The organism is Polaromonas sp. P1_H6 (assembly GCF_056405195.1).
Genome location: NZ_JBFUCN010000011.1, coordinates 114,232 through 128,794 on the forward strand (window position 1 = coordinate 114,232; position 14,563 = coordinate 128,794).

A 14,563-nucleotide genomic window follows, 5' to 3' on the forward strand; every position below is an offset into this window, starting at 1 on the left:
GTTGTGCAGAAACGGTATGTCCCACGATCATGGGATTGCTGAAATACATTTTGAAACATATAGTACGTTTAGATAGGGTTTAACCCTCATCGGAAGCCCTTGATTAGTGCTTTCTTCTGATCCCACGGCACTCCGTACGAAAGAGAAAATGTTGTTGCGCAGCCCCAAAACCCGCCACAGAACACTGCTTGTTCTGGTCTCTTCCCTCTACGTCCTGCCTGCAGTCGCACAACAGCTTCGCCCCGACGCCGGGACCCTGCTGGAACCCAACCGGCAGATTCCCACCGTTCCCGCCACCGGGGGCACTGCTCCGGTAGCCGTGCCTCAAGCGCCGGCCGCCACGGGATTCGACAGGAGCGTGCAGCTCACCCCCGCAGCCTTCCGCTTTCAGGGCAACACCGTTTTTAACGAGGCACAGCTGGCCGGCATAGTCGCCCCGTTTGTCGGCAAGCAGACCGGCATGGAAGGCCTGTTCGAAGCGGCAGCCGCGGTTCGGCGCTACTACCGTGAGCATGGCTACCTGCTGACGGAAGCCTACCTGCCGGCGCAAAAATTTTCAGAGTCCGGCGGCACGGTGCTGATCCAGGTGCTGGAAGCCCGCCTGGGCAAGGCGCGGGTCGTCATGGAAGGTTCCGGCGTTTCGGAAGCACTGGCCACGCAAATCGTGCAGACACAGCTGGTACCGGGCAGCCTGATCACCGTCGACCAGCTCGAAAAACCCGTTCTGCTGCTGCGCGACCTTGCCGGCATTGAAGCCACCGCCACGGTTGAGCCGGGCGCCGCCGAGGGCGAGGCCGACATCGTCGTCAGCGTCAAGCCCGCGGGCCCGAAGTTCGCCGCCGTGGTCGGGCTGGACAACATGGGCGCACGCAGCGCCGGGCGCATACGCACTTATGTCGATGCCAGCGTCAACAACCTCACCGGCCGCGGCGACGTGCTGTCGGCGCGCGCGCAGGTCTCCGAGCGTTCCGGCTCGGAGCTCTACCGTCTCGGCTACAGCACCACCGTCGGCGGCTACGCCACCAGGCTGGGCGTCAATGCGGCCCGTGCTGAATACACATTGGGCAAGGAGTTCGCCGCCCTCGGCGCCAGCGGCCAGGTGGACGTGCTGGCCTTCTCGGTCACGCAGCCCATCATCCGCTCGCGCACAGCCAACCTCTACGCCGAACTTTCCGCCGAGCGCAAGACCCTTGCCGACCGGACCACCACGCCCGCCACCGCTAACGACAGGCGGATCCATAACCTGCGGCTGGGTGTCGTGGGCAATTTCATCGACCACATGGGTTCCGACGCATTCAGCAGCTACGCGGTGAGCCTTACCCGCGGATCGCTACGCATGGATGCGGCCACCCAGGCGCTTGACCAGAGCGTCTTCGGCCTGCGTACGGCGGGGTCCTTCAGCAAGGTCAACGTTGAGCTGCAACGCACCATGTTTGTGTCGGCAGCCGGGCGTGTCAATGTCGCGGTGCAAGGGCAGTACGCTTCCAAAAACCTGACCTCCGCGGAAAAGTTCTCGCTGGGCGGCCCCACCGGCGTGCGCGGCTACCCCATCGGCGAGGCACTCGGGGACAACGGCGCAATCGTCACTGTCGAATACCGCCACCAGCTGCCCGACCTGGGCACAAAAATCCCGCTCTTCGGCTCCGTGTTCTACGACTGGGGCAAGGTCAGGTTCAACCGTGCAGGTTCTCCTTTCGCTACGCCGGCTACCCAGACGCTCAGCTCCGCCGGTATCGGCCTGTCCGCGGGCACGGTGGGCGACTACCTGGTCAGCAGCCACCTTGCCTGGCGCACCGGCAGCGCGGTGCCCACGATGGAGCCCGACAAAAAACCGCGGCTCTGGCTGTCCCTCCAGAAGTGGTTCTAGCCGCACAGGCCATAGCCAACCGCAGCTAGCCGCAGCCAGCCCCAGCCTCTCTTTCTCTCTTCTTTTCTTTTAGCCAGTGCACTCCTTACGTTGGAGATACCCATGACCCCCTGCCAAGCCCCGCGCGTTCGCCGTTACCGTTTTTCCGTTCGTACGGTGGTCGTCCGTCTTTCGCGAAAGCTCAGGGCAACCTACCGCATCCGCACGGGGCCCTGGCTTTCGCATTTGCTGGTGGCCGTGCTCTCAGTGACCCTGCCTTCGCTGGCCAGGGCACTGCCGCAGGGCGCCGTGCTCGAGGCCGGAGCGGCCACGGTCAGCACCCCTACCGCGTCCTCCATGGTGATCAACCAGACGACGTCCAAGGCCGTGCTGGGGTGGCAGGCCTTCAGCATCGGCCAGGGGCAGTCGGTCCAGTTCATCCAGCCCAACGCGGCTTCGGTGGCCTTGAACCGGGTGTGGGGCGGTGACGTTTCTTCCATCTACGGCAGCCTGACTTCCAACGGCCAGGTCTTCCTGCTCAACCCCGCGGGCGTGGTGTTTGCACCGGGCGCGCAAGTGAATGTGGGCGGCCTTGTAGCGTCCAGCCTGAACCTGAGCAACGCCGATTTCATGGCCGGCAAATACCAGTTCAACCAGTCCGGCGGCACCGCCGGCAGCGTCGTGAACTACGGAAATATCCAGGGCGGCTACGTGGTGCTGGCGGCTCCCAACGTTGCCAACCACGGCACCATCTCGGCGCCCGGCGGCTCCGTGGGGCTGCTGGCCGGCTCGCGCGTCAGCGTCGATCCCACGGGCGGCGGCCTGGTGAAATTTTCGGTTGACGCGGCAGCGGTCGATGCGGTGGCCTCGAACACGGGAACCATCATGGTGGACGGCGGCAAGGCCGCGGTGCTGGTTTCGTCCTTGGGCGACACCTTCTCCACCGTGATCAACCAGAGCGGCGTGATCCGCGCCAATTCCATCTCCAACCAGAACGGCACCATCGTGCTGGACGGCGGAGCTTCCGGCATCGTCAAGGTCAGCGGCACGCTGGAGGCCAGGGGCGCACAGGCGGGCGAAACCGGCGGCACCGTCAAGGTGCTGGGCGAGCGCGTGGGGCTGATGGACGGAACAAGAATCGACGCCAGCGGTGACGCGGGCGGCGGCACGGTGCTGGTGGGCGGCAACTTCCAGGGCAAGGGGACGGAGCGCAATGCCAAAGTCACCTTCGTGAGTGGCGATGCCAGTATCGACGCCAGCGCCAAAACCACCGGCGACGGCGGCAAGGTTATCGTGTGGGCCGACGGCACCACGCGTTATGCGGGCAACATCAAGGCCACGGGCGGGGCGGTGAGCGGCAATGGCGGGTTTGCCGAAGTGTCGGGTAAACAGACGCTGGAGTTCACGGGCGGTGCTGATCTGAGCGCGTCGGCCGGGGACTTGGGCACGCTCTTGCTTGACCCCCTGGACATCGTCGTTGGCAACGGTGGCGCCGCCACCCCCGCGACCATAGCATTTACAGACAATCCCGGCGCCACCACAAACATCAAGGCCTCAAACCTGGCGGGGCTGAATGCCGCCATTCTCTTGCAGGCAACGAATGACATTACCGTCAACACCGCCGTTACCCTGACCAACCAGAACTTTGTTGCCCAGGCGGGCAATAACGTCAACGTCAACGCGGCGATTTCCACCGGTACCGGCATTATTTCGCTTGAGGCCGGCAAGATCGCCAGCGGCTCACCCAACGCTGCAGGCAAGGTGACGGTCAATGCTGCATTGAGCGGCAACTACGTCTCGATTTCGACCGACTCCGCCTCCGCTGTCAATGTGGTGGCAGCCCCCGTGACGGCTTTGAACGACATCAACCTCTTCGCCAACACCAGCCTGGCCGCCGGAGCAAACCTCACTGCAGCGAACCTGAACATCAACACGGGTTCGAGCAAGACCGTCACATTGGCCTCCTCCAACGTCATCGGGAATACGACCAACGTCGTCATCGACGCGAACAGCAACTTCGCGATGGGCGCGTTCAGCGACACCGTCGGCACCGTCACCGTCACGAACGGCAACATCACCGGTGCCGGCGGCGTGCTGACCGGCACCAGCTTTGCCGTTGAAAGCGGCAGCATCAGCGCCATCCTTGCCGGTACGGGCGGCCTGACCAAGACGAGCACCGGCACCGTGACGCTGTCCGGCGCCAACACCTATACCGGCGCGACGCTGGTTTCCAACGGCACGCTTGCAGCGAACAACAACAACGCATTGGGAAGCGCCGCGGCCGGCACGACTGTCAGTTCCGGCGCAACCCTGAGTCTGGGGAACATGACCAGCGCGGAAGCGCTTGACATCACCGGCACGGGCTACACGGGCCAGGGCGCAATCCGCATCGCGGGAGTGGACACGGCAACATTGACCGGGGCGATCAACCTGAGTGGCGCCTCCACCATCACCAACGCATCCCTCGGATCGCTCACGCTAGCCGGCAACATCACCGGCACCAACAACCTCACCTTCAACGACACTGGCGTCACCACCACGGTCAGCGGGGTGATCGGCACGGGGACGGGTGGGGTCACCAAGTTGGGCTCGAGCACGCTTATCTTTTCCGGTGCCAATACCTATACCGGCGTGACCAACGTCAACGCCGGCGTCCTGAGCGTGGCGGGGGGCCTTGCGATTCATGACGCCGGCAGCGTGGTTCTGAACGGCCCTGGTGTGCTCAATCTGGTGAACAGCGAAACAATCGGCTCACTCGCGGGCTCGCTCTCCAGCGTCGTCGTGTTGAATGCAAACACCCTGACGACGGGTGGCAACAACACGTCGACCACCCACTCCGGCATCATCACGGGTGGCGGCGGTGTGATCAAGCAAGGTGGCGGCACCTTCACCCTCACGAGCGCTTCAAGCTACAACGGCGGCACCACCATCAGCAACGGCCAGCTCACGCTAAGCAATGCCACGGCCGCCGGCACGGGTGCCATCGCGGTCGGCGGGAACACCCTGAACATCGCCAACGTCGCGGTTGCCAACAATGTGAGCGTGGGTAACGGCACGGTCCGGGGCACCGGCGCAAGCGCGGCCCTGAACGGCAACCTGACCCTGACCCTCGCCGGCGCAGGCACGGTTGATGCCGCGCTGGCTGGCGACGCCCTGACGGTCAATGGTGTCGCGGCTGGCGTAGGAAGTCTCACCAAGACAGGGGCCGGAACGGTGACCCTCGCCGGAACCAATACCTACACCGGCGCGACCAACGTCAACGGCGGCACGCTGCGGGCCAGCAACACGCAAGCCTCGACCGCCTACACAGTCAATACGGGAAGCACGCTGGCTCTCGGCGCCAGCGATGTGCTGGCGAACACAGCCACCATTGCCGTCAATGGCGGCACGTTTGCCATCGACGGTTTCAGCGACCAGGTTGCCAATGTCACGCTCACCAGCGGCGCTATCACCGGCGTTGGCGGTACGCTCACCGGTAGCAGCTACACGGTTGAATCTGGCACGGTCAGTGCGATCCTTGCGGGTGCCGGCGCATTGACTAAAAACACCTCCGGTACTGTCGCGCTGTCGGGCGCCAACACCTACACGGGTGCTACCAACATCAACGCCGGTGTCTTGAACATCCAGCACGCCACCGCTCTTGGCACCACGGGCGGCGCCACCACCATTGCTTCCGGCGCCGCGCTGCAGCTGCAGGGCGGCATCACGGTAGGCGAGGCCATCACAGCCACCGGCACCGGCATCAGCAACACAGGCGCTATCCGCAACGTCGCCGGCGCCAACACCTTGACGGGCGCGATCACCTTGGCGGGAGCGAGCAGCATCAATTCGGATTCCAGCACGTTGAGCATTAACGGCGGCATCACGGGAACCAACACCGCGCTGACTCTAGGTGGCAACGCCAATATCCAGATTGGGTCGGCTATTACGACGGGTACAGGCACCGTTACCAAGGTCGACGCCGGGAACGTGACGCTCTCGGGTGCCAACACCTACACCGGTGCGACCACCATCAACAGCGGCACGCTTCAGTTGAATGGCGGTAACGCCATCAATAACGCGGGCGCTGTCGTCGTGAACGCCGGAACGCTACAACTGAATAACAGTGAAGTCATTGGCTCGCTGGCCGGCGCTGGCGGCACGGTGACCTTGGCCGCAAGCACCCTCACCACCGGCGGCGACAACAGCTCGACCACGTTCTCGGGCGCCATCTCTGGCCCCGGTAGCTTGATCAAGCAGGGCACGGGCAATCAAACCCTGGCTGGTGCATCCAATTACAGCGGCGGCACCACCATCAGCAACGGCCAGCTCACGCTGGGCAACGCCACGGCCGCCGGCACGGGTGCTATCGCAGTCGGCGCGAACACCCTGAGCGTGGAAGGCGTGACGGTGGCCAATAGCGCCAGCGTCAACGGCGGCACGATTCGCGCCACGAACGGCATCATGACCGGCGCGGTCAACCTGATCGGCGACGCGACGCTGGCCACCACCGCGGGCGGCAACTCGCTGGTCATGTCCGGCGTTATCAGCGGCAGCGGCAATGTGACCAAGACGGGTGCGGGCGCCACGGCACTCACGGGTAGCAACACCTACACCGGCACCACAACGGTCAGCGCGGGCACGCTGAGCGTGGCCGGGAATGCCCTGGCTGACAATGCCGCGACGACGGTTGCCGCGGGCGCGACGCTGACACTGGCGGGCGCCGAGACGGTGGGCTCATTGGCCGGCGCCGGCACGGTAACCCTGGGCGCGAACACCCTCACCACCGGTGGCGACAACACCTCCACCACTTACTCCGGCATTGCCTCCGGCACGGGCGGCCTCACCAAACTCGGCGCAGGCACCATGACCCTCTCGGGTGCCAACACCTTCACGGGCGCGACGGCGGTCAGCGCCGGCACGCTCAGCGTGAACGGCTCGTCGCTGTCGGACACGGCGGCCACCACAGTGGCTGCAGGCGCGACGCTGAGCCTCGCGGGCAGCGAGACGGTGGGCTCGATCGCGGGTGCGGGTAACGTCGTTCTCGGCGGTGCGCTGACCGCGGGCGGCGACAACACCTCGACGACGCTGTCAGGCATCGTCTCAGGCGCAGGCGCCTTGAACAAGGTTGGAACGGGCGCTCTCACGCTCACAGCCAACAACACCAACAGCGGTGCCGTCAACGTCAACGCCGGCAGCCTGGTCATCAGCGGCCCAGCCGCCGGCGTCGGCAGCGGCGCGATCACCATGACCGGATCGCTGCTCGTGAACGATGGTGCGGTGGTGAGCAACAACATTTCCGCAGCGGGCGGCAGCACCTTGGGCAACACCTCGGGGACGGGTCGGATCAACGGCAACGTGGCCTTGACCGGCAACGCCACACTGTCCGGCGCCGGCACCGGCCTGGACGTCTACGGCAGGATCAGCGGGGCCAACCAGGTGACGACGGCCGGCAACGTCATGGTCGCCAACGCCAACACCTACAGCGGCGGTACCACCATCGGTGCCGGCAGCGTCTTCACTGTCTGGAATCACACCGGCGCGGGCACTGGCGCGATCGATGTCGGATCCAACACGCTGGTGCTCATTGGCGGCACGAACATGGCCAACAGCGTCAGCGTCAACGGCGGCACCATCCGCGGCACGACCGGCACCATGACCGGCGCGGTCAACCTGATCGGCGACGCCACACTGGCGACTACCGCGGGCGGCGACACGCTGGTCATGTCCGGCGCCGTCAGCGGCAGCGGCAACGTGACCAAGACGGGCGCGGGCACCACGACACTCTCGGGTAACAACAGCTACACCGGCACCACAACGGTCAGCGCGGGCACGCTGAGCGTGGCCGGGAATGCCCTGGCTAACAATGCCGCGACGACGGTTGCCGCAGGCGCGACGCTGGCACTGACGGGCGCCGAGACGGTGGGCTCATTGGCCGGCGCCGGCGCGGTGACCCTGGGTACGAATACCCTCACCACTGGTGGCGACAACACCTCCACCATCTTCTCCGGTGTTGCTTCGGGAACCGGTGGGCTGACCAAAACCGGCACGGGCACGCTGAACCTGTCCGGCAACAGCTCGTATACCGGCAGCACCACCGTGAATGCCGGCACACTCCAGGTCACCGGCACCAACGCGTCCTCGGCCATCGCCATCAACAACACCGGCACACTGCGCCTCGGCGCGGCTAATGTCCTCGCCAACACGGCCGGCGTGACGATTGCCACCGGCGGCACGATGGACCTGAACGGCTTCAGCGACACCGTCCTCACCGCGGGCATCAACGGCACGTTGACGGGAACCGGTACGCTGCAGGCCACTACCTACAACATGAACGGCGGCACCGTGGCCCTGGGCTCCGCCCTTGGCACCGGCACGCTGAACAGCACGCTGGCGTCCACCTTGAACGGCACCGCCGCCGTGACAACCGTCAACGTCAATTCCGGCACGCTGACGCTGGGCAACACGGCCAACCGGCTCACAGGCGCCGGAGCCGCCATCACGATTGCCGGCGGCGCCACGCTGAACACCGGCGCGGCATCGCAGAACCTGGGCGGTGGCACTGCTGTCGTCGTGAACAACGGTGCACTGGTCACCACGGCCGCCATCGGCGCGACGTCCGTGGCGGGCACGGGCACCGCCAGCCTGGGCGGTGGCGTCTTCACCACCGGCGCACAGACATACGGCGCGGTCACGCTGACCAACGACGCCGTCCTGGCCGGCAGCAATGTCACCGTCAACGGCGCCGTTAGCGGTGCCAACACCCTTACCGTCAACAGCACCGGGGCCACGGCCTTCAATGGCGCGGTCAACATTGCCTCATTGGTGACGGACGCCGGCGGCACGACAAGCCTGGGCAATGTCACGACCACCGGGCTACAGAACTACGGCGACAACGTCACCCTGAACGGCAGCTACGCCACCACCAACAGCCTCTTCATCGTTGGCGGCACCACCACCCTGGCGGGGACCTCATCGGTCAGCACCGGCTCAGGCGCCATCAACTTTGGCTCTACCGTGGCCGGCACCGGCGGCACCGAGTCTTTGACCACCACCAACACCGGGCCCCTCAGCTTTGGCGGCGCCATCAGCAACCTCAACAACCTGACCATTGCCGGCGGCCCCACGGCCGTGTCGCTGCCCACCACCACCTTGAATGGAACGCTTGACGTCACCACGAGTGGCGCCCTGACGCAGACCGGCGCGCTCACGGCCGCGGTGGTGCGCGGCACAGCGACCGGGCAGTTCAATCTCGGCAACGCCGGCAATGCCATTGCTTCGCTCGGCCCGATTTCCGGATCTGCCGTGACAGTGGTCGACAGCGCTTCCGGGTTGTCCCTGGCTGGCCCCGTGACCGCAACTTCGGGCACTGTGGGCATTCAGACCAGCGGCGGCACCCTGGCCATCGGCGCCAACGCCGTGCAAGGCGCCACCGGCGTCTCGCTGACCGCCCTGGGCGCAAACGGCGACATCACTTCCGCCGCGGGCGGCACGGTAACGGCAACGCTCGGCAACGTGGCCATGAGTGCAGGCAAAAACATCACCCTGGGCGCTGCCGTCAGCGCCAACGGGGCGGGTGGCACGGTAGCACTCGGCATTGGTGGCTCAACCGCCGGCGCGTTTACTACCACGGCCGCCATTGCGTCCACCGCAGGCACCACCATCAGCGGTGGCAGCAACGCCGACAGCTTCGACTTCAGCAGTGCGCCCGCCTTCAGCGCAACCGTTTCCGGCGGCGCGGGCACCAATACGCTCACCGGCCGCAACACCGCTGCGTCCTACACCCTGACGGGCGCAAACGCCGGCAATGGCGACGGGCTTACCTTTACCGGCATCAACACCTTGACCGGCGGCTCGGCCAATGACACCTTCACCCTTGCAGCCTCGGTGCCCACTTTCAACGGCACCATTGCAGGCGGCGGCGGCACCAACACACTGGCCACCACCGACGGCACCAACGCCTGGGCCGTCACGGGCACCGATACGGGTACGCTCAATACGAGCACCGGCTTCAGCGCCATCAGCAACCTCTCGGGCGGCACAGGCGCCGACACCTTCACCTTTGCCGATGCGGGCTCTGTTGCCGGAACGGTTGCAGGCGGCGCAACGGCCTCGGTGGACACGGTTGACCTGAGCGCGAAAACAGGGCTTGTGGCCATCAACACGCAAACCGGCGTGGCCACGGGCTCGGCAGGCACCAGCGGCATTGAAGCCTTCATAGGCAACGGCGCCAACACCACCCTCACCAGTGCGGCGTTCAGCCTCACCGGCGCCAACAGCGGCACGGCCGACGCAGGCATTGCCTACAGCGGCGTTGCCAACCTGCAAGGGGCGGCCGTGGCCAACACCATCGCCGGCAACGGCGGCAGTGTCACCGGCACCATCACCGACGGCGGGGCGGGCACAACCCTCTCCGGCACCCTCACCAGTACCGGCGCGCAAACCTACAACGGCCCTGTCACCCTGGGTGCGGCCACCACGCTTGCCGCTGGCAGCGTCAACCTCACCGGCACGGTGGGCGGCGCACAGGCTTTGACGATCAACAGCAGCGGCGCCACCACCCTCGGCGGCGCCGTCAACGTGGCGTCCCTGGCGACAAATGCGGCAGGTACCACCTCCATCGGAGCCAACGTCACCACCACCGGCGCCCAGAGTTACGGCGACCCCCTCACCCTGACGGGTAACGCGGTGTTGGCCAGTACCGGCGGCGGCGCCATCGGCTTTGCCAGCACCGTCAACGGCCCGCAGACATTGACGGTGAACACGACGGGTGCCACCAGCTTTGGCGGCACTGTCGGGGCAAGCACCGCGCTGACCTCGCTGACCACCAACGCCGGCGGTACCACCAGCCTGGGCGGCAACGTCAAAACCACCGGCGCGCAAAGCTACGGCGACAACGTGACCGTGTCACCCGGCGTTAATGTGACCAGCACCGGCGGCGGCAACATCAGCTTCCTGGGCACCCTGACAGGAGGCGTCACCATCGCCACCACCGGCACCATCGTCCAGCCGCCGCCACCGCCGGTGGCACCCGCAGCTGCTGCAGGAAGCCTTGCCGGCTCCGATGCTTCGCGGCTGACCAGCGTCATCGCCGCGGCAGAAGGTGACCTGGCCAATGGCGGCAGCCGTGAAGAAAAGTCACTGCCGGCCGGCAATACACTGCTTCGCTCCCTGGCCGACTTGCAGAAGATGAAGGCGCCGCTGGACTTTGGCGCCGGCACGATTCTCCGCTCCACCTGTTCATTGGATCAAGGCGGCTGCCAGTAAGCGGATGATTTCAGGCGCGGGGACAAGCGGGCCTGCCGGCTCGCGCGCCCGGGTGCAAGCGCGAGCGCCTGTTTCAGGACTTCAGGCCTTCACGCGCCGGAACAGCTCCGGATAGTCCAGCACGATGCCGTCTTTATCCACCGGCAGCTCAGCCTTGAAGCCGCTCCCATCCAGGTTCTCGAAAAGGTAGAGCCTGTCGCGCACGCGCGTGTAGGCCTGTGGCTGTGGCTTCACCGTCAATTCCGTCCCCAGCACCCAGGCCATGCGAAAGCTGCGCCGCTCCCCCACCGCCAGGGGCTCGCGAAGAATGGGAAAGCTGTTGGTAAAAGGCGTGGGCCAGATGTCGATGTCCAGGCATCCGTCCAGATCAGCCAGCGGCCGGCCCTCGCCATCCTGCCAATGGCCCTTGCCGTCCGTGCGCAGACTCAGCAGCCGGTTGATGCCGGCTTTGGCCAGAAAGAAGTCAGCACTGCGAAGCTGCCAGGCCTCGTCCCAGTAAAGCCTGTAGGCCAGGCGGAAGGGCTCGTCATCTTCATCGACCGCCAGCACCACGCTGTCGGCCTGGCCCTGCGCCAGCAGCAAATGCTCCAGCCCCAGGCCCGGCGAAGCAGGGTTCCACGTGGGCTGCCAGCAGATCGTTCGAAATGAAGGAGAGGTTTCGTTCACCATGGGCATGACCCTTTCGAAGGGCAACCATTGTGCGCCGGGCAAGCGCTTGGCTGCCAGTGCCCGCGCCCCGAGACTTGTCTACAAACGTAAGCCGCGCAAACGCTGGTGCGCTGCGTCTTCCCGGCTCAGCGGCGGTGGCTGCTACGCGGCAAAGTGCGAGGCCACAAAAATCAGGCCTAGCAGCCCACCCCACAGCAAGGCCGTCACCAGTCGGTTTCTTTCGTTTTCATGGTGCGTGAAGAACAGATGGCCTAGCAGGCTGGTGATGCCTTTGAAACCAAACAGCAACCCTGTGAGGGAGGCTGCCCCCAGATACACCCCATGCACCCACAGCGGAATCGACAAGAACACATAGGCCATGCCGCGCGACGGATACACCAAGTACATGCCAAGGAGCAGCGAAGCCTCAAAAACCGGCACGGCTACCAGCGCGGCCAATAGCCGCCAGCCCAGGCCTTCGCTTTCATCCGCTGCCGAAGGCCGCTTGCGCAAATATGGGAGTCGGTTCATGGCCAGGTATTGGGTTGTTTTTTGTGACAGTGTGAACTATGCGGCACCAGGGCGCTAGCCAGGCAAACGCAGGCCGCGCAGTCGCTGGTGCGCCGCATCTTCCAGATCCAGCGGCTGCTGCTGCTTGGCCTTTAGGTAGTGGTTGGTGAACACATCAAGGTAAGCCTCCAGCGTCTCGGCCACATGGACCTCCCCAGCCAGCGCCAGGCACAAAGCCGCCACTTCCGAGGTGCAGAAGTGCTCGTCGCGCTGCGAGCGCCTTAACTTGTAGCGCGAGAGTTGTTCGCTCTGCAAACTCAGCACCGGCAGCTTGTCGAGGTAAGGGCTTTTGCGAAACATTTTTCGCGCCTCGGGCCAGGTCGCGTCCAGCAGCACAAACAGTGGGCGCCTGGCCGGCTTGCCATCGCTTGAATCAGGAGGCAACACCTCCGTCACCACCCGCTCCGCCGCCACAAACTCGCCGGGGAAGACCAGGTAAGGCTGCCACTGCGGGTCCGCCAGCAAGGCAATCAAGTTTGGGTCCACCACGGTGCGCGCCCACTCAAACGCAAAGGTATCGGGGACCACATCAGCAATCAGCCAGCCCGTGTTGCTGGGCTTGAGCGCCTCAATATCCGCCATCACCAAGCACACACCAGCACGTACTTCAGGCACGGCCGGCCGCAAGGCACACATGCAATGGCTGGGAATCAGCCGGCAAGCGGCACAACGTTCATTGCGCGGGCCGCCGCGAGCGAGAAAAGGCTTGGAAGCGCGCGCCAGGCGGGCGGTGCGCAGGCGGGAGACGGCGTGGGGCATGGGGGGCTGGGAGAGAGGCGCCAATGGGTGTGATGACTGTTGAGCTGCTGATGGTAGTTCGACTCATGGGCTCAACACAGAAGTCAGCGATTAAAACTTAACTAATAACCTTCGCGCCTATCGAACCGCCTCACTCCAAGCTTCATAAGCTCGTTGAACTGTCTGAAAAGAACGTAGTCGAGCATCTACCAGCAATCCCAGGTCTTCCAGCCGAATGGTTATGGCTCTTCTAGACACGCCGTAACGTTGCATTAGATGGGTAGTTATCTTTTCATAACTTTCTAAGTTGCAGGGTTGCTTATCAACAAAAAGAGTTCCGTAACCCTTATTCGGAATATTCAACTCTTTAATTAGTTCTCGAAAGTCGGCAATGACGTTGATTCTTGGAATTAGGATGCAACTCGCAAGAAAATTTGCCTGAAACTCCATTCTTCCTATGTAAGTCCCCGCGGCAATAAAACCCCCGCTCGGTGAAAAATCGCTTTCGTCGCAGTATTCACGCGACATGTATTTTGAATGATCGAGAAAGTGATGCGCTAATTCGTGGGCTAGCGTGAATCGCTCACGTCCATAGGGCGCATCTTCTGGCTGCCGAAAAATCTGAATTTCAAGCGGATCGAACGTGATTCGACCAAGCGGAGGCAACGTACTAAGGTGGTCAGGTGCAGCGACGTTCTTTAAAACCTTAAGACCATGTTTAGTTTCTTCAAGATCGCACAGAGCATTTAAGGAAACCTGTCCTGTGGAATAACCTACATCAAGCAGTATTGAAGATGCACGATTTTCCAATTCATCTTTTTCCAAATACTTAACTTGGCATTTGAGGCCGTCTCTACGATTCCCGATCTCCCCGATCTGTGTTCTCGTAAGTGAAGTTTCTAACACGAAGTCTTCAACAAAGTCCCATAGAGAGTTAGTATTTCTCGCCGTCGACTGACAATAAAGATCGAAGAAGTTGCTGGTGAAGTCTTCTCCCGCAAGACCGTATTCCGCTGCAACTGATGCTTCGGCATTGGTCGTTCTTGCCGTACCAGAGGCCGAACGATCAAGCTCCCATTTGAAGGATTGATTGTCAAAGTATCGAAGTAACCCGATGCCCTTGGATTTAGAAAAGGCGCGAGTCCCGGCTTGAAAAGAATTGGTACTCGCTACAACGCATTTGACGTTAGCGCCTGATATTTGCTGTGCTTTTGCAAAAAACTCTTCTGCGTCATCCACAGGAACCGGATGGTTGTAATTTTTGCACTCGATCAGAATTACAAAAGAAAATTCATCGCGACCTGGAGTAAATACTTCGATAGAGATATCGAACACAATTTTTTTCCCGCGATCTTTTGAGTGATAGCCCTTCTTTCTATAAATTTTGCAGCAATCTCTCTTGACCCAAAACCGATCATTCTCGATCTCTGAAAGAAAAAGCGCGTGAATTTTATTCTCTAACGTATCACCGAGGACTGTTGTGTTCATCTGGGGTGCCCTAGTACTTGGAAGGCG

Annotated in this window: 6 protein-coding genes; 2 read left to right on the top strand and 4 right to left on the bottom strand. The window is 63.3% G+C overall.

Annotation, left to right across the window (positions count from 1 at the left end; all coding sequences use genetic code 11):
- The first annotated feature begins 148 nt into the window (after window positions 1-148).
- Window positions 149-1,867, top strand: coding sequence for a ShlB/FhaC/HecB family hemolysin secretion/activation protein (locus tag AC1D1F_RS12385; RefSeq protein ID WP_477675509.1), 1,719 nt, complete (start codon window positions 149-151; stop codon window positions 1,865-1,867).
- Window positions 1,868-1,969: 102 nt separating this feature from the next.
- Window positions 1,970-11,092 carry an autotransporter-associated beta strand repeat-containing protein gene (locus AC1D1F_RS12390; protein ID WP_477700731.1) on the top strand — a complete coding sequence of 3,041 codons (9,123 nt, stop codon included), beginning with the start codon at window positions 1,970-1,972 and terminating at the stop codon, window positions 11,090-11,092.
- Between the two features lie 81 nt (window positions 11,093-11,173).
- Here AC1D1F_RS12390 and AC1D1F_RS12395 read toward each other — a convergent pair whose 3' ends face one another.
- The 4 genes from AC1D1F_RS12395 to AC1D1F_RS12410 all read right to left on the bottom strand — a co-directional run bounded on the left by AC1D1F_RS12395 (window position 11,174) and on the right by AC1D1F_RS12410 (window position 14,536).
- Window positions 11,174-11,761 carry a putative glycolipid-binding domain-containing protein gene (locus AC1D1F_RS12395; RefSeq protein ID WP_477697225.1) on the bottom strand — a complete coding sequence of 196 codons (588 nt, stop codon included), beginning with the start codon at window positions 11,759-11,761 and terminating at the stop codon, window positions 11,174-11,176.
- Window positions 11,762-11,902: 141 nt separating this feature from the next.
- Window positions 11,903-12,253: a hypothetical protein gene (locus AC1D1F_RS12400; protein ID WP_477675512.1), complete on the bottom strand. Its 351-nt coding sequence runs from the start codon at window positions 12,251-12,253 to the stop codon at window positions 11,903-11,905.
- Window positions 12,254-12,325: 72 nt separating this feature from the next.
- The gene (locus AC1D1F_RS12405) at window positions 12,326-13,069 is read right to left on the bottom strand and encodes a tRNA-uridine aminocarboxypropyltransferase (protein WP_477697226.1); all 744 of its coding nucleotides are present in this window, start codon (window positions 13,067-13,069) and stop codon (window positions 12,326-12,328) included.
- 117 nt (window positions 13,070-13,186) lie between these two features.
- Window positions 13,187-14,536, bottom strand: coding sequence for an ImmA/IrrE family metallo-endopeptidase (locus AC1D1F_RS12410; protein WP_477697227.1), 1,350 nt, complete (start codon window positions 14,534-14,536; stop codon window positions 13,187-13,189).
- Window positions 14,537-14,563: the final 27 nt, after the last annotated feature.

What these genes read in the sequence shown, in the direction of transcription:
- AC1D1F_RS12395 (WP_477697225.1), bottom strand. Translation starts at nt 11,761, where the DNA reads ATGGTGAACGAAACCTCTCCTTCATTTCGAACGATCTGCTGGCAGCCC.
- AC1D1F_RS12410 (WP_477697227.1), bottom strand. Translation starts at nt 14,536, where the DNA reads ATGAACACAACAGTCCTCGGTGATACGTTAGAGAATAAAATTCACGCG.
- AC1D1F_RS12390 (WP_477700731.1), top strand. Translation starts at nt 1,970, where the DNA reads ATGACCCCCTGCCAAGCCCCGCGCGTTCGCCGTTACCGTTTTTCCGTT.
- AC1D1F_RS12385 (WP_477675509.1), top strand. Translation starts at nt 149, where the DNA reads ATGTTGTTGCGCAGCCCCAAAACCCGCCACAGAACACTGCTTGTTCTG.
- AC1D1F_RS12405 (WP_477697226.1), bottom strand. Translation starts at nt 13,069, where the DNA reads ATGCCCCACGCCGTCTCCCGCCTGCGCACCGCCCGCCTGGCGCGCGCT.